This window comes from Paraburkholderia sacchari (assembly GCF_000785435.2).
In the GTDB taxonomy this organism is placed as follows: domain Bacteria; phylum Pseudomonadota; class Gammaproteobacteria; order Burkholderiales; family Burkholderiaceae; genus Paraburkholderia; species Paraburkholderia sacchari.
On the sequence record NZ_JTDB02000016.1, the window covers coordinates 78,925 to 103,925 of the forward strand.

A 25,001-nucleotide genomic window follows, 5' to 3' on the forward strand; every position below is an offset into this window, starting at 1 on the left:
GCGCCGCGCCAGCACCGGAAAACCGACGAGGGGATAGCGCCCATGCCATCGCGCGTGTTCGGAGTGAGCTTTGGTTCGCAGCGCGCTGCGCTAGCGGCCGCAGTTCTCGCGTTGCCACTCGCGCTGGGCGGCTGCGCCGAGGAGCCGGCCGCGCCGGTGCCCTTCAAGCCGGTGCCGGCGGAGCGCATCGTCAAGCCGGGCTATACGCAGCGGGGCGAAGGGCTCGTGGCCGTGGACGTGCGGCGCGAGCGCACCCGCAACGTCATCGTCAAGTTCCGCGACGCCCCCGTCTATATCGACGGCGAGCAGGTCACCGACCTCATGGACGGCGAGCACGTCACGTTCTACCTGACTCCGGGCGTGCACCGCATCGGCGTGACAACGCAGTTCGATCCCGTCGTGGAGCTGCGCTTCGCCGTCGATCCGCGCTACACGAACCGGGCCAGCGTAACCTTCGATAAGGATCATCGCATCGGCATACGCCGGGTTGCGCAGTGATGCTGCCGGCGGATGGCACGCGTTGCGCCGTCCATGCCGGCGCAACGCTTAAACTTGGCGAATCGATCAACTTCAGGACAGGCGGTGCGCCGATTTTCGCCACCCGCGCCGCCGGGACGCTTACGACACATGCTTATCAATTGCGCCGCGTACCAGGGCGGCAAGAAACTGGCCGATGTCGGCATTGAGGCAATCAGCGACTATCTCCAGAAACCCGGGTGCTTCGTCTGGGTCGCGCTCAAAGACCCCGAAGCGGGCGAGATGGCCGCGATGAAGGAGGAGTTCGGCCTTCACGCGCTCGCCATCGAAGACGTGATGAACGGCAAACAGCGGCCGAAGATCGAGGAATACGGCGATACGCTTTTCGCGGTGTTCCATACGATCGAGTTCGACGAGGCGGATGAAATCGTCACCGGCCAGGTGAATGTGTTCGCCGGCCCGAATTTCGTGCTTTCGGTGCGCCATCGCGCGCAGCAGGGTTTCCAGGACGTGCGCGCGCGCTGCGAGCGCGAGCCGGAACTGCTCAAGGAGGGCGCGGGCTTCGTTCTCTACGCGCTCATGGACAGCGTGGTCGACCGCTACGCGCCCGTGCTGGAGAAGCTCGCCGGCGAAATCGAGGATCTGGAGGACCGCATCTTCGAGAAGCACTCGCTCGCGCAGTCGCGCGCCATTATCGAGGATCTCTATTCGCTCAAGCGGCGCCTCGTGATCGTGCAGCACCACGTCACGCCGCTCGTGGACGCGGTGGGCAAGCTCGCGGGCGGGCGCACTCCGCAGATCTGCATGGGCATGCAGGCGTACTATCGCGATGTTTACGACCATCTCGTGCGCGTGTCCAACTTCGTCGACGCGCGCCGCGAAATGATCGTCACGGCGATCCAGGTGAATCTCGGCATGATCTCGCTGGCCGAGAACGAAGTGACCAAGCGACTGGGCTCGTTCGCCGCGCTCTTTGCGGTGCCGACCATGATCGCGGGGATCTACGGGATGAACTTCGCCGATATCCCCGAATTGCATTTCAAGTATGGTTATCAGGTTTGTCTCGCCGTGATGGCGATTATCGATATCGTGCTGTACATCCTGTTCCGCCGTGGCGGCTGGCTCTGAGGCCGGATTTGAATCCGAATTTGAAGCCGAATTTGACGCCGATGCCCTGCCAGTTGCTGCGCCGCAGCGTCACGCTGCGCGCGGGGAATGGGACGTTTGAACACGTTTGCGGATAACCAGAAATACGGCCCGGCCGGGCCAGACAACCGGAGACACAAACGATGAACTCCCGCATTCGCCGGCGCGTTCTTGGCGCCGCAGCCGCACTTGCCACCGTCACGTTCGCGGCCGCCATGCCGCTTGCCGCCCACGCCCAGACGGCCGGGCAGAAGCCGAAAGTCGCGCTGGTCATGAAGTCGCTCGCCAACGAGTTCTTCCTGACCATGGAAACCGGCGCGAAGGACTACCAGAAGCACAACGCGTCCGCCTTCGACCTCGTGACCAACGGCATCAAGAACGAAACCGACACGGCCGCGCAGATCCAGATCGTCGAGCAGATGATTGTTTCCAAGGTGGACGCCATCGTGCTCGCGCCCGCCGACTCCAAGGCGCTCGTGCCGGTCGTGAAGAAGGCCGTGGACGCGGGCATCATCGTCGTGAACATCGACAACCGGCTCGACCCCGACGTGCTGAAGTCCAAGGACCTGAACGTGCCGTTCGTAGGCCCCGACAACCGCAAGGGCGCGCGCCTGGTTGGCGAATACCTCGCGAAGAAGCTCAAGGCCGGCGATCAGGTGGGCATCGTGGAAGGCGTCTCGACCACCACCAACGCGCAGCAGCGAACCGCGGGCTTCAAGGACGCGATGCAGGCCGTGGGCGCGAAGATCGTCTCGGTGCAGTCGGGCGAATGGGAAATCGACAAGGGCAATGCGGTCGCCTCGGCCATGCTCAACGAATATCCCGGCATGAAGGCGCTGCTGTGCGGCAACGACAACATGGCGATCGGCGCCGTGTCGGCCGTGCGCGCGGCCGGCAAGCAGGGCAAGGTCTACGTGGTGGGCTACGACAACATCGACGCCATCAAGCCGATGCTCAAGGACGGCCGCGTGCTCGCCACCGCTGACCAGTACGCCGCGAAGCAGGCCGTGTTCGGCATCGACACCGCGCTCAAGGCGATTAAGGAGCACAAGAAGCAGTCCGAACTCTCGGGCGTCGTCGAAACCCCGGTCGTGCTCGTGACCAAGGACTCCGCGAAGTAACTCGCGGAACCAGTGAAATGCAAATGTAAGCGGGCGGGCCGCGCTAATGGCGTGCGGCGCGCGCCTCCCTCGTTTGCGTGGCACGTTCCGCTCATGCATCCGCTCGTGTAATAAGCGCTCAAGAAAGCCGCCGCGCCGCCGTTATTTGTACCGTGATGGCCGCACAAGCAGCAAGCAAAAACAGGCCGCCATGGCGGCATCGCTCGAACGCGCCGCCTGAACGGCGGCCGTCCGCTCCGCAATCCCGCGCTACCCTTGCCGGATTCGGGCTGTGCGGCTCGCGATAACAGGATCGTGATGGAAGCAATTGCCTCCGACGCCCAAGCATCGGCATCCGCGCGCAGCGCGGTGCTCACGGTGACGGGCGCCGGCAAGACCTACGAGCAGCCGGTGCTCGCCGACGTCAGCCTCGCGCTGTACGCGGGGGAAGTGCTTGCGCTCACGGGGGAGAACGGCGCGGGCAAGAGCACGCTCTCGAAGATCGTGGGAGGACTCACCGCGCCCACTACGGGCGCCATGACGCTGATGGGCCAGCCCTATGCACCGGCGAGCCGCGCGCAGGCAGAAGCGCTCGGCGTGCGCATGGTGATGCAGGAGCTCAACCTGCTGCCCACGCTTTCAGTTGCCGAAAACCTGTACCTGAACCGCTTGCCGCGCAGCTTCGGGCCGCTCGGCTGGGCGGGCTGGATCGATCGCGCGCGCTTGCACGAGGACGCCCGCGCGGCGATGGCGCAAGTCGGGCTCGAGGCGATCGATCCCGAGACGCCCGTGGGCGAGCTCGGCATCGGCCACCAGCAGTTGGTGGAGATCGCGCGCAATCTGATCGGCGACGAGGCCCAGGGCGCCGCGCCGCTGCGCGTGCTGATTCTGGACGAGCCCACCGCGATGCTCACGGGCCGCGAGGTCGAACTGCTGTTCGAGCAGATCGCCCGACTCAAGGCGCGCGGCGTGGCGCTCGTCTACATCTCGCACCGGCTAGAGGAACTCGAGCGCATCGCGCAGCGCGTGGCGGTGCTGCGCGACGGCCGGCTCGTGCGCGTGGACGAGATGGCCAACCTCACGCCCGAGCGCATCGTCGCGCTGATGGTGGGGCGCGAACTCGGCGAGCGCATCGAGCTGGGCGCGCGGCGCATCGGCGCGCCGCTGCTCAGGGTGGACGGGATCGGCCGCGCCAGCGTCGTGCGCAACGTTTCGTTCGAGGTGCGCGCGGGGGAAATTTTCGGCGTGTCGGGGTTGATCGGCGCGGGGCGCACCGAGCTCATGCGGCTCATCTACGGCGCGGACGCGAAGGATCGCGGCACGGTCGCGCTCGCGGGCGTTGCGGGTGAGCCGCCAGTGGCCGTGCGCATCGACTCGCCGGCGGACGCGGTGCGCCACGGCATTGCGCTGATCACCGAGGACCGCAAGGGCGAAGGATTGTTGCTGACGCAACCGGTGGCCGCGAACGTGTCGCTTGGCAACGTGAGCGCGGTCGCGCGCTATGGCGTGGTGGACGCCGGGCGCGAGAACGCACTTGCCGATACGCAAATCGATGCCTTGCGCATCCGCACGAGCGGGCCGGAGCAGCGCGTGGGCGAGCTGTCGGGCGGCAACCAGCAGAAGGTGGTGATCGGCCGCTGGCTCGCGCGGCGCATCACGGGCGAGCAGGGTGCGCAAGGCGTGCGCGTGCTGCTGTTCGACGAGCCCACGCGCGGCATCGACGTGGGCGCGAAGTTCGACATCTACGCGCTGATGGGCGCGCTCGCGCGCGAAGGCTGCGCACTCGTCGTGGTGTCGAGCGACCTGCGCGAGCTGATGCTGATCTGCGACCGCATCGGCGTGATGTCGGCGGGGAAAATGACGGCGATCTTCGCGCGCGGGGAATGGAGCCAGGACGCGCTGCTCGCCGCGGCTTTCGCGGGCTATCGCGCTGAAGATGCGCTGCTCGCCGATGCCGCCGACCTGCCCGAGCCGACAACACCCGTGGCCGCGGAGCAATCCGGGAGCCACAATCGAGAGGGTCGCAATCAATCGCCGCCGCCCGACGAGCGAGGAGGAAGCGCTTCATGACGAATCGACCGTTGCGCGAACAAGCAGGAGCACAACCAGGAGCACAAGCAGAGCCGCCGGCGCAATCATCGCCGCCCGCGACCACGGCCGCGAGCGCGCGGCCCGTCGGCACGCGCTTTGGCTTTTCGAACTATCTGGGCCTCGCGCTCGCGCTGGTCGCGATGATCGTGCTGTTTTCGCTGCTGAGTTCGCACTTCCTGACCTACGACACGTTCAGCACGATTGCGAACCAGATTCCCGATCTCGTCGTGATGTCGGTGGGCATGACGTTCGTGCTGATCATCGCAGGCATCGACCTCTCGGTGGGATCGGTGCTGGCGCTCGGTGCGTCGGTGGTGAGCGTGGCGTCGCTCAAGTGGGGCCTCTCCGCGTTGCCCGCCGCGCTGCTCGGCGTGCTGGCCGCGGCGGCGACGGGCACGCTCACGGGCGCGGTCACGGTGGGGTGGCGCATTCCGTCCTTCATCGTCTCGCTTGGCGTGCTGGAGGCCGCGCGCGGCCTCGCATACCAGATGACGCATTCGCGCACGGCCTATATCGGCGATGCGTTCGATTTCCTCTCGAACCCGATTGCGTTCGGCATTTCCCCGGCGTTCCTGATCGCCGTCGCGGTGATGGTGATCGCGCAACTGGTGCTCACGCGCACGGTGTTCGGCCGCTATTTGATCGGCATCGGCACCAACGAGGAGGCGGTGCGCCTCGCGGGTGTCGATCCGCGTCCGTACAAGATCATCGTGTTCGCGTTGATGGGCGCGCTTGCGGGGCTCGCGGCGCTGTTCCAGATTTCGCGCCTCGAAGCCGCCGATCCCAACGCGGGCGTCGGCCTGGAGCTACAGGTGATCGCCGCCGTGGTGATCGGTGGCACGAGCCTGATGGGCGGGCGCGGTTCGGTCATCAGCACGTTCTTTGGCGTGCTGATCATTTCCGTGCTTGCGGCGGGGCTCGCTCAGATCGGCGCGAACGAGCCCACCAAGCGCATCATCACCGGCTTGGTGATCGTGGTCGCGGTGGTGCTCGACACGTATCGAAGCCGCCGCAAGGGCAAGTGATGCGGCAAGCAATGTGGCAAATGAGGGGCGAAGCAACAACAAGAACATGACGAGCGCGCAGCCGCGCGCCGCCAGCAGTAGAAAACGGGCAGGACGAAGCAGGAGCAACAGGGAAAATGGCGACGATCAAAGATGTGGCCGCCGTGGCGGGGGTGTCTTTCACGACGGTGTCGCATGTGGTGAACAACTCGCGGCCGGTGTCGGCGAATGTGCGGGCCAAGGTCGAGCAGGCGATTCGCGAGCTCAACTATGTGCCGTCGGCGGTCGCGCGCTCGCTCAAGGCGCGCTCGACGGCGACGATTGGGCTCGTGGTGCCCAACGGCACGAATCCGTATTTCGCGGAACTCGCGCGCGGCGTCGAGGACGGCTGCGCGCAAAAGGGTTACTGCGTGTTCTTCTGCAATTCCGATGACGACCCGGTCAAGCAGCGCAACTACCTGCGCGTGCTGCAGGAAAAGCGCATCGACGGGCTGATCGTGGCGTCGGCGGGCGACGATGCCGTGCTCGCGGCGACGCTGGGCGAGACGCGCGAACCGATCGTCGTGGTGGACCGCAACATCGAAGGCCTCGACACCGATCTCGTGCAGATCGACCACGAGCGCGGCGCATGGCTCGCCACGCGCCATCTGATCGAGCTCGGGCATTCGCGGATCGGCTGCATCACGGGGCCGGTCAGCGCCGCGGTGAGCGCAATGCGCATGCACGGCTTTCTGCGCGCGATGGCCGAGTGCGGCATCGAGATCGCGCCGGGCGCGATCGTCGAGGCCGACTTCTCGGGAGCGGGCGGCTATCGCGCGGCGGGGCAACTGTTCGATACCGTGCGGCCCAGCGCGATCTTCGCGAGCAACGACATGATGGGCATCGGCGCGCTGCGGGCCGCGGCCGAGCGCGGCCTGCGCGTGCCGGCCGAATGCTCGATCATCGGCTTCGACGACATCGAGCTCGGCCAATTCACCTGGCCCGCGCTGTCCACGGTCGGCCAGCCGGTGCGGGAGCTGGGCGAGATGGCGGCGCTCACGCTGATCGAACGCATAGGCGCTGCCGGTCAGGCACGCAGTGACGCGCCGGTGCTCCGGCGAGTGATGGCGCCTCAACTCATGGAGCGCGAATCGACCGCGCCGTGGTGCGGCGCACAGGCATCGCTCGCGGCCTGATACACGTGCGACGCGTGCATAATCGGCCGACTGGACAGATCACCGGAGGCACACGAAGTGGCGATTGACGAAGCTGCGCGCTCAGATGCGCAATCGAGTACGCAAGACGGCGGCCAGCAGCGCGGCCGCGTGGCGGTGGTCGGCAGCCTGAACATGGACCTGGTCGCGCGCGCCCCGCGCCTGCCGCGCCCTGGCGAGACGCTCGCGGGCAGCGCTTTCACGCAGGTCGCGGGAGGCAAGGGCGGTAATCAGGCGGTTGCGGCGGCGCGGCTCGGCGCGCAGGTGGCGATGGTCGGCTGCGTGGGCGCCGACGCCAATGGCGAACTGCTGCGCGCCGGGCTCCTTGCCGAAGGCATCGATTGCGGCGCGCTCGACACCGAGCCGGAAGCGCCGACCGGCGTGGCGCTCATCGTCGTCGACGACGCGAGCCAGAACGCCATCGTGATCGTCGCGGGCAGCAACGCCGCGGTGACGCCGGCAAGCCTGGCGCGCCACGAGGCAGCACTCGCGGCCGCCGACGTCGTCGTGTGCCAGCTCGAAACGCCGCCCGACGCGGTGCACGCTGCGCTCGCCGCCGCACGCCGGCTCGGCAAGATCACCATCCTCAATCCCGCGCCGGCCACCGGTCCGCTGCCCGCGGCCTGGCTGCCGCTGATCGACTATCTCGTCCCCAACGAACTCGAAGCCGCGACGCTCACGGGCCTGCCGCTCGCCACGCCCGAGGACGCCGCGCGCGCAGCGCTTGCGCTGCGCCGCGCGGGGGCGCGCAACGTGCTGGTGACGCTCGGCGAGCAGGGCGTCTGCGCGTTGCTCGTCGCTGAAGCCCCGGATGCCGTGGACCTGGCGCGCCCGCCGGCGCCCGTGCATTGGGCCGCGCCCAAAGTGGCCGCGGTCGACACGACGGCGGCCGGCGATACCTTCATCGGCGCGCTGGCCGCGCGGCTCGCCGCTGGCGAGACGCCCGAGCAGGCGATCGAGTTCGCGCTGCGCGCGGCGTCGATCTCTGTGACGCGCGCAGGGGCGCAACCGTCCATTCCTTCGCTCGACGAGATGGCGCGCTGAAACACGGTGGAGAAATGCGTGCCGCAACATTTGTTTTTGTAATTTATCTGTTAGCTATTTCTGCCTTCTCCTCATATCTGATAACTATTTCAAGCCTCCCGGACGCGGTGCCGTAAATACATGCTGGGGCAACAGCCCGCAAATTCGGGGCCGGAAATCGGCCCCACGGCAAGCACGGGAGAGTCATGAACAAAGGCATCAGCATCAAGGCGCGCATCGGCCTCACGATGGGGTTTCTGGCGGCGCTCATCGTTATTGTCGGCGCAGTGGGGTTGCTTGGCCTGACGCACTCGAACGAGGCCTACCGCACCACCTACAGCGACCAGATGCCGAGCAGCCACTCGGTCAACCTCGCCGAAATTTATGCGGCGCGCGAGCGGCTCGCGCTCGATCGCGCGGCGTTCGAGATCGGCACGCCCGACAGCACCGCTACGCTCGCGCGCGCCCGCATGCTGCGCGGCGTCTCCAACGATTACTGGAAGCAGTACATGAGCTTGGCGCACGATGCCCAGGAGGAGCGTCTCGCGCAGGACGTTGCCGCGCGGCGCGCCGCGTTCCAGCAAGCCGCTGACGACTTTGCCGCCAACATTGCGGCAGCGGATCAAAGCAAGATCGTCAGCGGCGCCAATGCGCTGCAAGCCGCGTACACCCAGCTTTCGCAAGCCGATCTCGAACTCGACAAACTGCAGGGCACGCTCGCGCGAGCAGGCTTTGAAGAGGCGGAAGCGGCGTTCGGCCAGTTGCGCATGGCCGTGATCGCCGTGCTGCTGATCGGCATTGGCGCGGCCGCGTATTCATTCATCATGCTGCGCCGCGCCATCGCCGGACCGCTGAGCGAGGCGCTTGGCGCGTTCTCCGCCATCTCGGCGGGCGATTTGAGCCGTCCCATCGTGGTGCGCTCGCGCGACGAGATGGGCGAGTTGCTGGGCGGCGTGGCGCGCATGCAGCACAGCCTGAGCGACACCGTGCGCTCGGTGCGCGGCGGCACCGAAGCGATCGCCACGGCCACGCGCCAGATCGCGGCCGGGAACATCGACCTTTCGTCGCGCACCGAAGAGCAGGCTTCGGCGTTGCAGGAAACCGCCGCGAGCATGGAGGAACTCACCGGCACGGTGAAGCAGAACGCCGAAAATGCCCGCCAGGCGAGCGCGCTGGCCGCCAGCGCATCGGATATCGCCAACAAGGGCAGCCGCGTCGTGAGCGAGGTGGTGGGCACGATGGGCGAGATCAACCAGAGTTCGGCGAAGATTGCCGATATCATCGCGATCATCGAAGGGATCGCCTTTCAAACCAATATCCTCGCGCTCAATGCCGCCGTGGAAGCCGCGCGCGCGGGCGAGGAGGGGCGCGGCTTCGCGGTCGTGGCAGGCGAGGTGCGCAGCCTCGCGCAGCGCTCGTCGGCGGCGGCCAAGGAGATCAAGGGGCTGATCGACACCTCGGTCGAGCGCGTGCATGCGGGTTCCGCGCTCGTCGACGAGGCGGGGCGCACGATGGCGGAGATCATCGGCGCCGTGCAGCGCGTGACCGACATCATGGGCGAGATTTCGGCGGCTTCGCAGGAGCAGTCCGGCGGCATCGATCAAATGGCGCGCGCCGTCACGCAAATGGACGAGGTGACGCAGCAGAACGCGGCGCTAGTGGAAGAGGCCGCCGCAGCCGCGCAGTCGCTCGAAGACCAGGCGAGCCGGCTGCGTGCCGCTGTCGCCGTGTTCAAGCTCGACGACTCGCACACCTGCGGAATCATCGAGCGCGATTTGCGGGGCGGTATGGCGTCTGCCTCGCCGCCCGGGGGCGCGAAGCCCGCGGCGCGTCCGGCGGTGAAGCCCGCCGTGCGCACTGGGGCGGTCGCTGTGCGCACGCCGGCGCCCGTGCGCGCAGCGCAGATGGCAAGTCCGGCGGCAAAATCGACCGCAAATCCAGTTGCACCGGCCGCAGCGGATTCGAGCGACGACTGGGAGACCTTCTGACGCGCGGCTGTCGCGAGCGGCATGTGTCGCGAGCCACCGTGTTTGACGAATCGCCGCTGCTTTGCAGCGGCTTTTTTATGCCTGCGATGCAGGCGCACGCGCTGCACGAAGCCGGTTACGGTACATTGTGAATCTTGTCACGCGCGCGGACGGGGACGCACGGTACACTGCGCAGCCGCTTTCGCGGCGAGGGGCCAGGCGCCGCAAGCGCACTGCAACACGGCGCGACATCACGCCGTCATGCCGGCTCGACGCACGGTCGCGCTGCCGGCGCACGTACAAGCACGCATACGCACGCACAAGAAAGGATCCAGACATGACTCGTGACGATCTCGCGCAGCGCCTCGTGGCGGCGCGCAGCCGCCATCAGATGATCGAGACGCTGGCGCCCGAATGGCTGCCGCCCGACGCCGCCACAGCCTACGCGATCCAGCAAGCCGTACTCGCGGGGATGGGCACCGCCACGGGTGGCTGGAAGATCGGCGCGCGCGCGCCCGGCGGCGCGGGGTCGGGCGCACCGTTGCCCTCGACGCACGTGTACGCCTCGCCCGCGTGCGTCGAACGCCAGTCGTTCTTCCGCGTGCTGGTCGAGCTCGAGATCGCCTTCCGCTTTGCCGAACCGGTCTCCCCGCGCGCCGACGTCTATGCGCGCGACGAGGTGCTCGCGCTCGTGGGGCAAATCCTGCCCGCCATCGAAATCGTCGACAGCCGCTTTGCCGAATGGCCGAACGTCGCGCCGCTCGCGCAGCTTGCCGATGCGCAGAACAACGGCGCGCTCGTGACCGGCCATGCGCAGCCTTACGCGGCGCTCGCGCGTGCGCTCGACTTCGTCGCGCCCGAACTCGAACTCACCTTCGATGGTGTGTCGCTCGTGCCGGAAATGGCGGGTAATCCCGCAGGCGATCCGCGCGAACTGCTGGTCTGGTTCGTCAATCATTGCGCCGCGATGGGCATCACCATCGAACCCGAATGGACCATCACCACGGGTTCATACGTAGGGGCGCACCGCATCGAGGGCGCGGGCCTGCTGCACGGTCATATCGACGGCCTGGGCGAGGTCGAGATCGAGTTCGTCTGAAGCAAAGCGCGCGCGGGATTCGCCCGCGACACCATGCCCAGTCAACTCAGCTGAAAGCCACTACAGCCAGCAGGGGCAGCGCGCGTTCATCGTCCCATGCATGAATGCGCGCCAACTCACCGACACCTGCTCATGTGCCGCATATAACGAATAAATAATCACTCGCGCATGATTGCAACGGCGCATGACGCGGCAGCGGACAGACAGCCCGCGCTGTTACAAACATGGCGTTACAAGTAAGGCGTTGTGATCTGTACACGGCTTGCACGGCCGCGCGTTTTATGAAGAAGCGCTCGCGCGCGGGGCAGAGGGTGAAGTAGCGGCGGGCTTGCTGCTCGAGCGTCGATTCGCGGTGCGATGCCGCGTGCTCGCGGAGTGGAATTTGCGGGTAGGCCAATGATTGTACGGCGTCGCAGGCCAAGCTCCAAGCACTCGAGTTTGAACTTTCAATCAGGCTCGATTTTTGTGTGAAAAAAAATTCGAAAAGGTTTAGGATGAATTCGAGCGATGTCGTTTCCGAATAGCGCGCCGCGCACGACATCGGTCCAGATCTCGGCGAGGAGGTAGCATGGATATCTACAGCAGCTTCGCGACCCGCTTCGAAAAAACGCGAGAGGAAGAGTTCTCGCTTGAGGAGTATCTCGCGCTCTGCAAAGAAGATCCCAGTGCGTACGCCACGGCTGGCGAACGCATGCTGACGGCAATCGGGGAACCAGAACAGATCGATACTCGCAACGATCCGCGCCTGTCGCGCATCTTTGCCAATAAGGTCATCAAGGTCTATCCGGCGTTCCGCGAGTTTTATGGCATGGAAGAGGTGATCGAGCAGGTGGTCGCGTACTTCCGTCACGCGGCGCAGGGGCTCGAAGAGAAGAAGCAGATCCTCTACTTGCTGGGCCCGGTGGGCGGCGGCAAGTCTTCCATTGCGGAGCGGCTCAAGCAGCTCATGGAGCGCGTGCCGTTTTACTCGATCAAGGGCTCGCCCGTGAACGAGTCGCCGCTCGGTCTCTTCGACTACGACGAGGATGGCCCCATCCTCGAAGAGCAATACGGCATTCCGCGCCGCTATCTGAAGAGCATCCTGAGCCCATGGGCCGTCAAGCGCCTGCACGAATATAACGGCGACATCCGCAAGTTCCGCGTGGTGCGCCGCTATCCGTCGATCCTGCGGCAGATCGGCATCGCGAAAACCGAGCCGGGCGACGAGAATAATCAGGACATTTCCTCGCTCGTCGGCAAGGTCGACATCCGCAAGCTCGAACAATACGCGCAGGACGATGCGGACGCCTACAGCTATTCCGGCGGCCTGTGCCTCGCGAATCAGGGCTTGCTTGAATTCGTCGAAATGTTCAAGGCGCCGATCAAGGTGCTGCACCCGCTGCTCACGGCCACCCAGGAAGGCAACTTCAAGGGCACCGAAGGATTCGGCGCGATTCCGTTCAACGGCATCATCCTTGCGCACTCGAACGAATCTGAGTGGAAGGCATTCCGCAATAACCGCAATAATGAAGCGCTGCTCGACCGGATTTTTGTGGTGAAGGTGCCATATTGCCTGCGCTATTCGGAAGAGATGAAGATCTACGAGAAGCTGCTGCGGAACTCGTCGCTCGCCGACTCGGTGTGCGCGCCGGGCACGCTCAAGATGATGTCGCAGTTCTCGGTGCTCACGCGCTTGCAGGAGCCCGAGAATTCGAGCCTCTTCTCGAAGATGCAGGTGTACGACGGCGAGAACCTCAAGGACACCGATCCGAAGGCCAAGTCGTATCAGGAATACCGCGACTTCGCCGGCGTCGACGAGGGCATGGCCGGGGTTTCCACGCGCTTCGCGTTCAAGATCCTCTCGCGCGTGTTCAACTTCGATTCGACCGAAGTGGCGGCGAACCCCGTGCACCTCATGTACGTGCTCGAGCAGCAGATCGAACGCGAGCAATTCCCGCCGGAGACAGAGCAAAAGTATCTGTCGTTCGTGAAGGACGTGTTGGCCTCGCGTTATGCCGAGTTCATCGGCAAGGAGATCCAGACCGCTTACCTCGAATCGTATTCTGAATACGGGCAGAACATCTTCGATCGCTATGTCACGTACGCCGACTTCTGGATTCAGGACCAGGAGTTCCGCGACCATGACACGGGCGAAAGTTTCGACCGCGCGGCGCTGAACGCGGAACTGGAGAAGATCGAGAAGCCCGCGGGCATCAGCAACCCGAAGGACTTCCGCAACGAGATCGTGAACTTCGTGCTGCGCGCGCGCGCAGGCAACGCCGGCAAGAACCCGGCGTGGATCAGCTACGAGAAACTGCGCGTGGTGATCGAGAAGAAAATGTTCTCGAATACGGAAGAACTTTTGCCGGTCGTCTCGTTCAATGCAAAGGGATCGGCGGAAGAACAGCGCAAGCATGAAGACTTCGTCAATCGCATGGTGGCGAAGGGCTATACGCCCAAGCAGGTCCGGTTGTTGTGCGACTGGTATCTGCGCGTGCGCAAGTCGTCATGAGCGCAGAGGCAATACCTTCCTGCTGCGCCGCTGCACGTTTCATGCGGCGGCGCAAAAAGGAAATCCGGCGGGGCGCAGGCTACGTAGCCGTGAGCAACTGAACGTGGCATTCCAGACTGCGCACCTCGCCCATTCGAAACGTGAGCGGGAGACTGGATGTGCTTCATCAAATCATCGACCGCAGGCTGGCCGGCAAGAACAAGAGCATTGCAAACCGCGAGCGCTTTTTGCGCCGCGTGAAGAACTATATTCGTCACGCCGTCTCGGAAGCGGTGCGTGACCGGAGTATCAAGGACATTCAAAGCAACCAGAGCATCACCATTCCGCGCAAGGACATTGCCGAACCGTCGTTCCGGCACGGCCCCGGCGGGCGGCGCGAAATGGTGCATCCGGGCAACGAGGACTACGTGCGCGGCGACCGCATTCCGCGTCCGCAAGGCGGCGGAGGCGGGGGCGGCAGCCAGGCGAGCAACGAGGGCGAAGGTCAGGACGACTTCGTGTTCGAGCTCTCGCGCGAAGAGTTCATGCAGTACTTCTTCGACGACCTCGAACTGCCGCGCCTCGTCAAAACCCATCTGATGGCCGTGCCCACGTGGAAGAGCATCCGCGCTGGGTGGGCTGCCGAGGGTACGCCGAATAACATCGACGTGGTGCGCTCGTTAAGAAGCGCGCTCGGGCGGCGCATCGCTTTGGGCGCGCCGCTTGTGAACGAATTGCGCGACCTCGAAGAGCAGCTCGAAGCGCTGATGGCCGATCCGTCCGACCGGCGCGACGAGATCAAACAGCTCGAAGAGCAGATTCACCATCTGCGCGGGCGCATCTGGCGCATCCCGTTCATCGACCCGTTCGACCTGCGTTACGTGAACCGCGTGAAGCAGCCGCAGCCGTCGAGCCAGGCGGTGATGTTTTGCCTGATGGATGTGTCGGGCTCGATGGACGAGCAGCGCAAGGATCTTTCGAAGCGCTTCTTCATCCTGCTGTACCTGTTCCTCAAGCGCAATTACGAAAAGATCGAGGTGGTCTTCATTCGTCACCACACACGCGCGGAGGAAGTGGATGAAGACACTTTCTTCCATTCGACGGAAAGCGGCGGCACGGTGGTGTCGAGCGCGCTGGAGCTGATGAAAAAGGTGATCGAAGACCGTTATTCGCCGAGCGACTGGAACATCTACGGGGCGCAGGCTTCGGACGGCGACAATTGGACCGACGATTCGCCGAAGTGCCGCAAGCTGCTCGCGGATGACATCCTGCCTCAGGTGCGCTATTTTGCTTATATTCAGGTGACGCCCGAGGAGCAGAACCTCTGGCTCGAATATGCGCAACTGGCGCTCACCGACCCGAATCTGGCGATGAAGAAAGTCGACAACCCGGCGGATATTTATCCGGTCTTCCGGGAGCTGTTTGAGAAGCAGGTGGAGCATTCATGACGACACGCCACCTGCACAACGAGGCGCGCGGCTATCAGCCGGAGCGCCGCAAGACCGGCGGCCACGGGAAAGGACAGCACGGCGATCACGAGGCTGCCGCAAAACGGGGGGGACACCCGGCCGAGCCGGCGCGCCAGGAGGCGCACGGGCTCCCCGATCATGACCTCCCTGAACCCCGGCTTCCGGAAACCAGGGAATTGCATATGAACGTAGCCGACAGACGGCCGTTGCCGTGCCCATCCGACTGGACCTTCGAGCTGATCGAAGAATACGACACGCATATTTCGCATGTTGCGGAGCAATACGAACTGGACGTCTATCCTATCCAGCTCGAATTAATCAGCGCCGAGCAGATGATGGACGCCTATGCGTCGGTCGGCATGCCGGTCAACTATCGTCACTGGTCGTTCGGCAAGCATTTTCTCTCCACAGAGAAGAGCTATCGCCGGGGCCAGATGGGGCTTGCGTACGAGATCGTCATCAATTCGAATCCGTGCATTGCGTATCTGATGGAAGAGAACACGATGACGATGCAGGCGCTCGTCATCGCGCACGCAGCCTACGGGCACAACTCGTTTTTCAAGGGCAACTACCTGTTCCGCCTCTGGACCGACGCGCACGCGATCGTCGACTACCTCGTCTACGCGAAGAATTACATCGCCGAATGCGAGGAGCGCTTTGGTCTGGACCGTGTGGAGGAGTTGCTCGACTCGTGCCACGCGCTCATGAACTACGGCGTGGACCGCTACAAGCGGCCGCAAAAGCTCTCGCTCGAACGCGAGGCCGCGCTGCGCCGCGAGCGCGAGGCGTATCTGCAATCTCAGGTCAACGAACTGTGGCGCACGCTGCCGAAGACGCAGCAGCCCATCGCCGAGGAAATCGACGAGCGCTTCCCGCCCGAGCCGCAGGAGAACCTGCTGTATTTCGCCGAAAAGAATGCGCCGCTGCTCGAACCGTGGGAGCGCGAAGTCATCCGCATCGTGCGCAAGGTTGGCCAGTACTTCTATCCGCAACGCCAGACTCAGGTAATGAACGAGGGCTGGGCCACGTTCTGGCATTACACGCTGCTCAATACGCTGTATGCGCAGGGCAAGCTCGAAGACGGCTTCATGATGGAGTTCCTGCACTCGCACAGCAACGTGGTCTACCAGCCGCCCGTCACCAAGCACTACTACAGCGGGATCAATCCGTATGCGCTGGGATTTTCGATGATGAGCGACATTCGCCGCATCTGCGAAAATCCCACCGAGGAAGACCGCAAGTGGTTCCCGGAGCTCGCCGGCAGCCCGTGGCTCAAGGCGTTGCACTACGCGATGCGCAATTTCAAGGACGAGAGTTTCGTGGCGCAGTATCTGTCGCCACATCTGATCCGCGAAATGCGGCTCTTCTCGGTGCTCGACGACGACATGCGCGATGCGCTGGAAGTCTCTGCCATCCACGACGAAAGCGGCTATCAGTACGTGCGTCAGGCGCTCTCGCGGCAGTACGACATGCATCACCGCGAGCCGAACATTCAGGTCTGGTCGGTCAACACGCGCGGCGACCGCAGCCTCACACTGCGTCACTTCATGAGCGATAACCGTCACCTGTCCGGCGACACCGACGAAGTCCTTCGGCACATGGCGCGGCTCTGGCAATTCGACGTGTATCTGGAAAGCGTCGACGAGAACGGCACGGTCAGGAAGCGCTACGAATGCCGCTACGTGCCGCCGGCGCTGAGGGTGTAGGCCATAACACTGGCTTCGGCGCTCACATCATCGCAACCGAAGGCCAGCCTGCGCGCTGGCCTTTTTTGTTGTCGCGCAGAATGCGGCTCGCTTCGATTGCAGCATGGCAAGCCGCCGTGAACGAACCGGCTGTGCCGCGCTAAGATACGGCCCTATTGCGCTTATTACCGTTGCGCGCCGTTCACTCTGGAGCCCATGCCGATTCAGGCATCGAAGGGAAGCCGTCGTGGCATTTGAATTTTTCAGTGGCATACGTCCACTCACCCGCGCAGGCGCGTTGCGTGACGCGAGAGCGGGCGTGCTGCTCGCGTCGATGAACATTCCGCAACTGCTCGGCTACGCGCGCATTGCGGGCATGCCGGCCGTCACCGGGATCTATACTGGCTTCCTGCCGATGATCGCGTTCGCGTTCTTCGGCGCTTCGCGCCACCTCGTGGTGGCTGCGGATTCGGCTACGGCCACGATCTTCGCGAGCAAGCTCACCGCCATGGCCCCGCCTGCGAGCGCCGAATATGTCGCGCTGGCTGGCATGACTGCGTTGCTGACGGCGTTCTTTCTGCTGCTCGCTCGCATTTTCCGGCTGGGCTTTCTCGCCGACTTTCTCTCGCGCACGGTGCTGGTCGGTTTTCTTACCGGCGTTGGCGTGCAGGTGGGCGTGGCGATGCTCGGCGACATGCTCGGCATCCCGTTCACTTCGCGCCGCACGGCCCTGCAGGTCAGGCAGATCATCTTGCAGTTTTCCTCGATTCACTGGCAGACACCTGCGATTGCTGCGCTCGTGGTCGCGACGATTCTCGTCTTCAAGCGCTTGCGGCCGAGCTGGCCCGTGCCGCTCGTCGCGGTGGTGGGCGGCATTGCCGCAAGCGCCACATTCGATTTCGCGGGCCGCGGCATTTCAGTGACCGGACCGCTGCAAGGAGGGCTGCCGCACATTGCGTTTCCGGCCGTGGGCTGGTTTCAGATGCTCGATTTGATGCAGGTGGCGGCGGCGTGCTTCGTGATCATCATCGCGCAGAGCGCCGCGACGAGCCGCGCATTCGCCGAGCGCTACGGCGAGCGCGTGGACGAAGACCGGAATTTGCTGGGCCTCGCGGCGGCCAATGCAGCGGCTTCGCTGAGCGGCGCGTTCGTGGTGAACGGCAGCCCCACGCAGACCGCCATGGCCGAACAGGCCGGCGCGCGCAGCCAGTTCGCGCAATTGACGTTTGCGGCCGTTGTCGTGGTCGTGCTGCTATTTCTGAGCAACTGGCTGCAATATCTGCCGCGCTGCGTGCTTGCGGCCATCGTCTTCACGATTGCCGCCGGCATGGTGCATATCGGCCAACTGATCGATATCCGCAGTGAAAGTCGTGGCGAATTCTGGCTCGCGGTGGTTACCGCGCTCTCCGTGGTCGTCATCGGTGTGGAGAACGGCATTCTCATTGCAATCGGGCTCTCGCTGCTGCGCCACGTGCGCCATAGCTATCGTCCGCATACGATGATGCTGGCGCCCAACGAGACGGGGCGCTGGATGCCAGTGCCCGCGCAGGTAGGGCTCGTGACCGGGCCCGGCCTCATCGTCTATCGCTTCGGCTCCGATCTTTTCTACGCCAACGATCATCTTTTCGTCGACGAAGTGAACAGATTAATCGACGGGGCGCCGTCGCCCGTTCATTATCTCGTGATCGACGCATCGGCAATCACGGCCATTGATTATTCGGCAGGTCGTTCGGTGAACGAATTATGCGAGTCGCTGCGAAGTTGCGGCATCAAGGTGATATTCGGGCGGGTCAACCGCTATCTGCGCGCGGACATGGATCGCCACGGCATCACCCCCGTGGTGGGCACGGCTAACATCTATACGACGCTGCACGAGGCGCTGGCCGCCGTGCATCCGGAACTCGGCCAGCACGCCGAGGCGTGACCGGCCCTTGCGCCATACACGATCTTCCTTTATCCGTATGCGATGTCGTTTGTCGCAACCGGGCTCGTGTGGCAGTGGATCCTCAATCCGGAACTCGGCGTTCAGGCAGTGCTGCGGCACATGGGTTTTGCGCATGCGCACTTCGACTGGATCGTTTCGCAACGCTTCGCGATCCATACGCTCGTGATCGCGACCGTGTGGCAGGCATCGGGGTTCGTGATGGCGTTGACGCTCGCGGGGCTGCGCGGCATCGACGAAGAAATCTGGATGGCCGCGCGCCTCGACGGCATTCCGCGCTGGCGTGTCTACGCGAGCATTGTCGTGCGGATGCTGAAGACGTCGATCTCCACCGCGTTCGTGCTGCTCTTCGTGATGGTGGTGAAGCTCTACGACGCCGTGGTGGCCATGACGCAAGGCGGGCCGGGCACCGCAAGCGAAGTGCCGGGCAAGTTCATCATGGATTACCTGTTCAATCGCGCGAATATGGGGCTGGCCTCCGCTGCCTCGATCGTGCTGTTAGCGACCGTGCTCGCGGTGCTCGCGCCGGTGCTTTACGGGCGAAGCCGTGTTTCGGCGATGGCGGCGCGCAGGGGAGAGCGAACATGAGCGTGCCGCTTGCCAAGCCGTCCGGCGCTAGCGCGACTGAGGCGAAGCCTGAGCGTCGCAGGCCGGCCCCGAAGCGCCGGCGTCATTTCACGCCGGCCCGCATCGGCATATATGGATTCCTGATTATTGCCGCGCTGCTTTTCCTGCTGCCGCTCTATGTGATGCTCGTCACCTCGGTCAAACCGATGAACGAAATCCGCATGGGCCATCTGCTTGCGCTGCCGCTTCATGTCACGCTTGCGCCGTGGCAGGAAGCCTGGTCGGCTATTTCGCAACTACTATGCCGCGTTGCCGCAGGAGCTCTTCAAGGCAGCGCGCATCGACGGCGGCAGCTTCTGGCGCATCTTCGTGCAACTCATGCTGCCCATGTCTACGCCCATCATCGTGGTTGCCTTGATCATGCAGGTCACGGGCATCTGGAACGACTACATTCTCGGGCTGGTGTTCGCTGGCACGAAAAACCTGCCGATGACCGTGCAACTCAACAACATCATCAATACCACCACTGGCGAGCGGCTCTATAACGTGAACATGGCCGCGACGATCCTCACCTTGCTCGTGCCGCTCGCGATTTATTTCGTGTCGGGCCGCTGGTTCGTGCGGGGCATCGAGTCGGGCGCGATGAAAGGGTGAGCGGCCATTGACGAGATCAGGGCAAGGAGACGAACGATGGCGAATCCGGCAAACGTAGCGGTGCACAACCTGCGCATCGACCTTGGCGCGAACACGGTGATCGCGGATCTCGACCTCGACGTGCGCGCGGGCGAGTTCGTCGTCTTGCTCGGCCCATCGGGCTGCGGCAAATCCACGTTGCTGCACAGCATCGCCGGCCTGGTCGACGTGACCGACGGCAGCATCGAAATCGCCGGCGAATACATGACGTGGGCCGATCCCAAGGATCGCGGCGTGGCGCTCGTGTTCCAGTCGTACGCGCTCTATCCGACGATGAATGTCGAGCGCAATCTTTCATTTGCATTGCGAATCAATGGCACGCCGCGAACAGAGATCGCGCGGCGCGTGCAGCGCGCCGCCGAGATGCTCCAGCTCGGGCCGCTGCTCTCGCGCAAGCCGTCGCAGCTTTCGGGCGGCCTGGCGCGCGCGACCTCGCAGGACGAGGCGCTGCAAGGCCAAATTATGCTGATCGAACCGATGGGCAACCACCGCGTCCTCTGGCTCGATTATCATGGAATGCAATTCGCTTCGATCGATCAGGACTAGACACCGCTCGCGAGTGGAGCCAGTGTGCCGTTCGAGATCGACGCAGGGCAGGTGTCGCTCTTCGACGAGGCGAGCAGCCTGCGGCTTTGAGCGCCCATTCATCAGATCATTGGATGAAAGGGGCGGGCGCTCGGAAAACATAACCAGAAGAAGGCAAAGAAGAGGCAAACAAGCGTGGCAACCCTCAAAGACGTGGCAACGCTGGCCGGTGTGGGTCTTTCCACGGCCTCGCGGGCGATTTCGGGCAAGGGGCCGGTGTCGGCCGAAGCCGCCGCGCGCGTGCAAGCCGCCATCGAGCAACTGAACTTCCGGCCTTCGTCAATAGGGCGGGCGATGGCGACCAAGTCGCTCGGCATCGTCGGCATTTTCGTGCCGACTTTTTTTGGCTCCTATTACGGCACCATCCTCAAGGAGACCGATACCGAATTGCGTGCGGTGAAGCGGCACGTGGTGGTGGCCACCGGTTGCGGCGAGGGCTCTCCACGCGAGCAGGCTGTCGAGGCTGTGCGCTTTCTGATCGGACGCGACTGCGACGGCATGGTGGTCATCAGCCACGACCTGCACGACGAAGACCTCAACATGCTGCACGCGATGCATCCGCGCATGGCATTCCTGAACCGTGTGTTCGATCAGTTGCCCGAGGCGTCGTTTTGCGCTGATCACTTTCATGGCGGCGAACTGGCCGCGCGTACGCTGGTCGAGCACGGACATCGCGAGATTGCAGTGATCGGCGGGCCAGCCAGTTCTTCGGACAACCTCGCGCGCCTCGATGGTTTTTTCACCGAGCTCGCGCGCCACGACATTGCGCGCGAAGCAGTGCCGCTCATCATGTCGGACTTCTCGCCCGAGGGCGGCTATGCGGCGGCCGGCGAGTTGCTCGACTCGAAGCGGCGCTTCACGGCACTTTTCTGCGCTAACGACACGATGGCCATGTCGGCTCTCGCCCGGTTGCAGCAGGCGGGCATTGCCGTGCCGGGCGACGTTTCGGTGATGGGCTACGACGACGATTATTCGGCGGCCTACATGGCGCCCGCACTCACCTCGGTCCATATTCCAACCGCCGAACTCACCCGCAATGCCGTGCGATGGCTGATCAATCAGTGCTATGGTGCGCACTGGGACATCGAGCGAAATTTCGATGTGAGCGTGACGATGCGTGCCTCGGTCGCGCGTGTGAATTCCGCGCGTTATGCCTGACTATTTTCTGTTTATCGCCTGACGCAAGAGTACGCGGGAGTTGGCAACACCCGCGCCGGATTACGGCTGTGTAGCGAGCGCAGGCGAGATGGTACGGCTACTCGCGCTTCAATCCGCTTTACCGCGACCGCCACGCCATGCACGGCGACCAGGGCGATCACGACGCGAGCAAGCCCACGGTTTTCGCCACCCAGTCGACGCACAAGTTGCTTGCCGCGCTCTCCCTGGCCTCGTTCATTCACGTGCGCGATGGGTGCAACCCCATCGAGCATGCACGCTTTAACGAAGCGTTCGTGATGCACGCCTCGACGTCACCGCAATACGCGATCATCGCTTCGAACGACGTGAGCGCCGCCATGATGGACGGCGCGGGCGGGGCCTCGCCCACCACCGAGGCCATCCGCGAGGCAGTGGCGTTCCGGCAGATGCTGAGCCGCATGCATGCCGGATTCAGCGAGAAGGCCGACTGGTTTTTAATGCCTGGCAGCCCGAATCGGTCGTCGATACCAGGACGGGCCGCCGTCACGCCTTTCACGAGGCGAGCGAGGATCTGCTCGTTCGCGAACCGGCCAATTTGCAGGCGCTGGGGCGCTTCGATCGTCGCTTCCCGGGCTCACGCACGACACGCATGGCGTGGAGGTGGTGGATCACGCCTACCGCGTTGCCTGCATCAAGGCAGCCTCCTGAGCGTGAAATGCCGCTTCCCGGACCGCGTGGCGCGATGCTTTCAAGGTGTTTTCATCGGGCCACGAGAGCAGGGCAGCGGCGCATTCGTGCCTCGACACGCTTGCCGCTGGTAAGCTGGACCCCGCGAAGCCATGCAAGGCCATACCCAGGCTTCGCTGACCAGTGCCGGTTCGCGCGCGCAGGGAACAAGCGAGTGCCGCAAGCTGGGACGGTCATAGACGACCTTTCAGTCAGGAGACGGCGTGAACAAAATTGTCTTCCCTGGAGTCACTGCGCGAATCTTGCCGGCGCCGCTCGCACGCCCGGTGTGCGCGGCGCTAATGAGCGCTTTCATGCTGGGCGGCTGCGCCCACCAGCAAACGGCGGCCCAGCGCGAGCCTGCGCAATCGAACGTGCCGTCGCCGCTCAACGACCTCGGTAGCGGGTCGGGCGAGGGCAGTACGGCAACAATCGATGTGCACGCAACGAATGCGCTAGATGCCATGGGCCAGTATCTGCGCTCGTTGCGCACCTTCGAAGTCGATGCCGACACCGCCACCGACGTCGTGCTCGACAGTGGCCAAAACGTGGCGTTCCTGCATCACACCGTGCTCAAGGTCAAGCGGCCCGATCGACTGCGCGCGGACATCACGGGGAACGGCAACGTGCGCGGCATGGTCTATGACGGCCATCGCTTCACGATCTTCAACCAGAAGAAGGGCTACTACGCGCGACACGACGCGCCGCCCACGCTCGACGGGCTGGTGCGCGACCTCGCCGCCAACTGGCATATCGAAACGCCGCTCGTCGACCTGTTCTATTGGGGCAACGGCAAGCCCGACAACAGCGCGATTCAATCGGCGCAAACGCTTGGTGACGAGAAGATCGACACGCGCACCTGCACGCACTACGCGTACCGGGAAGCGGACGTTGACTGGGAGCTGTGGATCGAAACGGGGCGCAGGCCGCTGCCGTGCAAGATGATCATTACCGACACGACCCAGCCGACGCGGCCCCGCCATGACGTGACGTACCACTGGAGGCTCAATCCGGCCTTCGCGGCGTCAACGTTCGTGTTCCGTCCGCGCCTCGGCGCGCGGCAGATCGAACTCAAACCCGCGGAGCATTCGCCTTACGCTGAGGCGGAATGACAAAGCCGAATCACGCACGGCGAGCCATCGCCGAGAGCCTCGTGACGTCGATGGTGCCGGCCTCACCCGCAGCGCTTGCGTTCCGTGGCATGGCGCGCACCAGCATTCATCCGATGAGCGGCAATTTCGCAGGCGGACAGCTCTCGCGGCCCGGCTTCAATGGCGGGGGAACAGTTCCATGGCGGCCAGCCGGGACCGCATCCGGAGCCTGGCCCCGGGCCAGGGCCGCATCCGCCGGGGCCGCCGCCGGGACCTGAGCCGCATCCGCCCGTACCACCACCGAGACCCGTGCCGCATCCTCCCGGCCCGCCGCCGCCTCCGTTGCCTCCACCGAATTGGGGAGGCGGATGGTATGTCGACCCGGTCGCGGCGGCCGTTACCGTTGGCATGACCGCCGCTGTGGTTGGCACGATGGTGGCAAGCCTGCCGCCATCGTGCAGCCCAGTGATGATCGGCGGCACGACTTACGAGCAATGCGGTGCGACCTGGTATCAACCTCAGTACATCGGTACACAGGTGCAATACGTCGTCGTGCCAGCGCCGTAGTTGACGGCTCAGTGCGACGAGTGAAGGCGTGCAGGGCGGGGCGGCGAGGGCCCCGCATCAACTCCTTCGGTACCGGTGCGTGCGTCTTGCGGCATGTGCACGGGTGAATGGCACGCGGAAAATGGCCTAATTGCTTGAGGAGCGAGGGGGCTTAAGCAATTCTTAAGCTACCGACGACGAGACTATCGGCCAAGTGCCAAAAAGTGTGCCGATGGAATGAAAGCGATTTACGCCGATCTAAAGCGAGTCCGTATGCGTCCGACCTCGAGTCGCGTCGCGGTCCTGCATTTGTTCCACGAATTCCCGCACGAGCACATGACTGCCGACCAGGTTTTTCGGCGCGTGCCGCCTGAAACCGAGCAATGCAGTCTCGCGAGTGTGTACCGGGCGCTGGCGCAATTGCTGGACGCGGGCCTGATCACGAGCGCGTGGATTGGCGAGCAGCGCGTCGTGTATGAGCTCAATCGCGGTACGCGTCATTCACATCTGGTCTGCAGCGATTGCGGCACGATTTGTGATATCGACGATAACGCGCTCGAATCGCAGCACGAGGCCATTGCCGCCGCGCACGAGTTTCGGTATGCAAGCGCAAGCCTTGTGATCTTCGGGCGCTGTGCGCAATGCGCGGCCTCGCTGAGTTCCGCTGTGCAGCGTGCGGGCGCGTTGCATGGGATGGACCGACGCGTGCAATAGTGCGGGATACCTGTGCGGTTGGATCTGGGCGGTAGTGGGTATCGCGAGGCCGATAAATTTGTAATTTGACATAAGATAAATTATCGAAGTTTTTTGTGTTATGGCTTTTTTGAAATGTCCGATTCTGGCTCATTAGAAATGTCCGATTCCTGCCCTGGTTGAGGTGCACGCTCACACGAGGCGTCGACCAGGGGCGAACCATGAACGGACGTGAGCTGATCACGGCAAGCATGCGCGAACTCGAGCGGGTCAAGGTCATCGAGGCGGTCGTTGAAG

Annotated in this window: 18 protein-coding genes and 3 pseudogenes; all 21 read left to right on the forward strand. The window is 64.0% G+C overall.

Annotated features, from left to right (window positions below):
* Positions 1–42 precede the first annotated feature (42 nt).
* The 21 genes and pseudogenes from NH14_RS31870 to NH14_RS31970 all read left to right on the forward strand — a co-directional run bounded on the left by NH14_RS31870 (position 43) and on the right by NH14_RS31970 (position 24,725).
* A complete protein-coding gene (locus NH14_RS31870; RefSeq protein ID WP_035532638.1) occupies positions 43–498 on the forward strand; it encodes a hypothetical protein in 456 nt (151 codons plus the stop codon).
* A gap of 129 nt (positions 499–627) precedes the next feature.
* Positions 628–1,605, forward strand: coding sequence for a magnesium/cobalt transporter CorA (gene corA, locus NH14_RS31875; protein ID WP_035532641.1), 978 nt, complete (start codon positions 628–630; stop codon positions 1,603–1,605).
* 161 nt (positions 1,606–1,766) lie between these two features.
* Positions 1,767–2,744 carry a sugar ABC transporter substrate-binding protein gene (locus NH14_RS31880; RefSeq protein WP_035532644.1) on the forward strand — a complete coding sequence of 326 codons (978 nt, stop codon included), beginning with the start codon at positions 1,767–1,769 and terminating at the stop codon, positions 2,742–2,744.
* A 297-nt stretch (positions 2,745–3,041) separates the two neighbouring features.
* Positions 3,042–4,793 carry a sugar ABC transporter ATP-binding protein gene (locus NH14_RS31885; RefSeq protein ID WP_084225876.1) on the forward strand — a complete coding sequence of 584 codons (1,752 nt, stop codon included), beginning with the start codon at positions 3,042–3,044 and terminating at the stop codon, positions 4,791–4,793.
* Positions 4,790–5,839, forward strand: coding sequence for an ABC transporter permease (locus NH14_RS31890; protein ID WP_035532646.1), 1,050 nt, complete (start codon positions 4,790–4,792; stop codon positions 5,837–5,839). The genes NH14_RS31885 and NH14_RS31890 overlap by 4 nt, the downstream gene beginning before the upstream one ends.
* A gap of 116 nt (positions 5,840–5,955) precedes the next feature.
* Positions 5,956–6,993 (forward strand): LacI family DNA-binding transcriptional regulator, encoded by a 1,038-nt coding sequence (locus NH14_RS31895; RefSeq protein WP_035532649.1) that lies wholly within the window; start codon positions 5,956–5,958, stop codon positions 6,991–6,993.
* A gap of 153 nt (positions 6,994–7,146) precedes the next feature.
* Complete coding sequence (gene rbsK / locus NH14_RS31900) at positions 7,147–8,055, forward strand: ribokinase (RefSeq protein WP_052148442.1); 909 nt, start codon at positions 7,147–7,149, stop codon at positions 8,053–8,055.
* A 185-nt stretch (positions 8,056–8,240) separates the two neighbouring features.
* Positions 8,241–10,022 carry a methyl-accepting chemotaxis protein gene (locus NH14_RS31905; RefSeq protein ID WP_035532652.1) on the forward strand — a complete coding sequence of 594 codons (1,782 nt, stop codon included), beginning with the start codon at positions 8,241–8,243 and terminating at the stop codon, positions 10,020–10,022.
* Between the two features lie 316 nt (positions 10,023–10,338).
* Entirely contained in the window at positions 10,339–11,100 is a 762-nt protein-coding gene (locus NH14_RS31910) for a 2-keto-4-pentenoate hydratase (protein WP_035532654.1), read from the forward strand.
* Positions 11,101–11,668: 568 nt separating this feature from the next.
* A complete protein-coding gene (locus tag NH14_RS31915) occupies positions 11,669–13,591 on the forward strand; it encodes a PrkA family serine protein kinase (protein ID WP_035532656.1) in 1,923 nt (640 codons plus the stop codon).
* Between the two features lie 158 nt (positions 13,592–13,749).
* Complete coding sequence (locus NH14_RS31920) at positions 13,750–15,018, forward strand: YeaH/YhbH family protein (RefSeq protein WP_035532659.1); 1,269 nt, start codon at positions 13,750–13,752, stop codon at positions 15,016–15,018.
* A complete protein-coding gene (locus NH14_RS31925) occupies positions 15,015–16,745 on the forward strand; it encodes a SpoVR family protein (RefSeq protein ID WP_035532662.1) in 1,731 nt (576 codons plus the stop codon). The genes NH14_RS31920 and NH14_RS31925 overlap by 4 nt, the downstream gene beginning before the upstream one ends.
* Positions 16,746–16,971: 226 nt before the next feature.
* Positions 16,972–18,648: a SulP family inorganic anion transporter gene (locus tag NH14_RS31930; protein ID WP_035532665.1), complete on the forward strand. Its 1,677-nt coding sequence runs from the start codon at positions 16,972–16,974 to the stop codon at positions 18,646–18,648.
* A gap of 18 nt (positions 18,649–18,666) precedes the next feature.
* Positions 18,667–19,254 (forward strand): annotated as a pseudogene (locus NH14_RS31935) (carbohydrate ABC transporter permease); the annotation flags it as partial.
* Positions 19,251–19,887 (forward strand): annotated as a pseudogene (locus tag NH14_RS31940) (carbohydrate ABC transporter permease). The pseudogenes NH14_RS31935 and NH14_RS31940, both read left to right, overlap by 4 nt.
* Before the next feature lie 36 nt (positions 19,888–19,923).
* Positions 19,924–20,472 (forward strand): ABC transporter ATP-binding protein, encoded by a 549-nt coding sequence (locus tag NH14_RS31945; RefSeq protein WP_052148438.1) that lies wholly within the window; start codon positions 19,924–19,926, stop codon positions 20,470–20,472.
* Between the two features lie 174 nt (positions 20,473–20,646).
* Positions 20,647–21,669, forward strand: a complete 1,023-nt coding sequence (locus tag NH14_RS31950; RefSeq protein WP_035532667.1) for a LacI family DNA-binding transcriptional regulator — start codon at positions 20,647–20,649, stop codon at positions 21,667–21,669.
* 89 nt (positions 21,670–21,758) lie between these two features.
* A pseudogene (locus NH14_RS31955) lies at positions 21,759–22,240 on the forward strand (arginine decarboxylase); the annotation flags it as partial.
* Between the two features lie 358 nt (positions 22,241–22,598).
* Entirely contained in the window at positions 22,599–23,486 is an 888-nt protein-coding gene (locus NH14_RS31960) for a DUF2092 domain-containing protein (RefSeq protein WP_152617285.1), read from the forward strand.
* Positions 23,487–23,645: 159 nt separating this feature from the next.
* Positions 23,646–24,032 (forward strand): DUF6515 family protein, encoded by a 387-nt coding sequence (locus tag NH14_RS34070; RefSeq protein WP_331253482.1) that lies wholly within the window; start codon positions 23,646–23,648, stop codon positions 24,030–24,032.
* A 252-nt stretch (positions 24,033–24,284) separates the two neighbouring features.
* A complete protein-coding gene (locus tag NH14_RS31970; protein ID WP_237179837.1) occupies positions 24,285–24,725 on the forward strand; it encodes a Fur family transcriptional regulator in 441 nt (146 codons plus the stop codon).
* The last annotated feature ends 276 nt before the right edge of the window (positions 24,726–25,001 follow it).

Coding starts and splice junctions, on each gene's coding strand:
- NH14_RS34070 (WP_331253482.1), top strand. CDS start 23,646: ATGGCGGGGGAACAGTTCCATGGCGGCCAGCCGGGACCGCATCCGGAG.
- NH14_RS31970 (WP_237179837.1), top strand. CDS start 24,285: ATGCGTCCGACCTCGAGTCGCGTCGCGGTCCTGCATTTGTTCCACGAA.
- rbsK (WP_052148442.1), top strand. CDS start 7,147: ATGGACCTGGTCGCGCGCGCCCCGCGCCTGCCGCGCCCTGGCGAGACG.
- NH14_RS31910 (WP_035532654.1), top strand. CDS start 10,339: ATGACTCGTGACGATCTCGCGCAGCGCCTCGTGGCGGCGCGCAGCCGC.
- corA (WP_035532641.1), top strand. CDS start 628: ATGCTTATCAATTGCGCCGCGTACCAGGGCGGCAAGAAACTGGCCGAT.
- NH14_RS31880 (WP_035532644.1), top strand. CDS start 1,767: ATGAACTCCCGCATTCGCCGGCGCGTTCTTGGCGCCGCAGCCGCACTT.
- NH14_RS31925 (WP_035532662.1), top strand. CDS start 15,015: ATGACGACACGCCACCTGCACAACGAGGCGCGCGGCTATCAGCCGGAG.
- NH14_RS31945 (WP_052148438.1), top strand. CDS start 19,924: ATGGCGAATCCGGCAAACGTAGCGGTGCACAACCTGCGCATCGACCTT.
- NH14_RS31870 (WP_035532638.1), top strand. CDS start 43: ATGCCATCGCGCGTGTTCGGAGTGAGCTTTGGTTCGCAGCGCGCTGCG.
- NH14_RS31905 (WP_035532652.1), top strand. CDS start 8,241: ATGAACAAAGGCATCAGCATCAAGGCGCGCATCGGCCTCACGATGGGG.
- NH14_RS31885 (WP_084225876.1), top strand. CDS start 3,042: ATGGAAGCAATTGCCTCCGACGCCCAAGCATCGGCATCCGCGCGCAGC.
- NH14_RS31915 (WP_035532656.1), top strand. CDS start 11,669: ATGGATATCTACAGCAGCTTCGCGACCCGCTTCGAAAAAACGCGAGAG.
- NH14_RS31895 (WP_035532649.1), top strand. CDS start 5,956: ATGGCGACGATCAAAGATGTGGCCGCCGTGGCGGGGGTGTCTTTCACG.
- NH14_RS31890 (WP_035532646.1), top strand. CDS start 4,790: ATGACGAATCGACCGTTGCGCGAACAAGCAGGAGCACAACCAGGAGCA.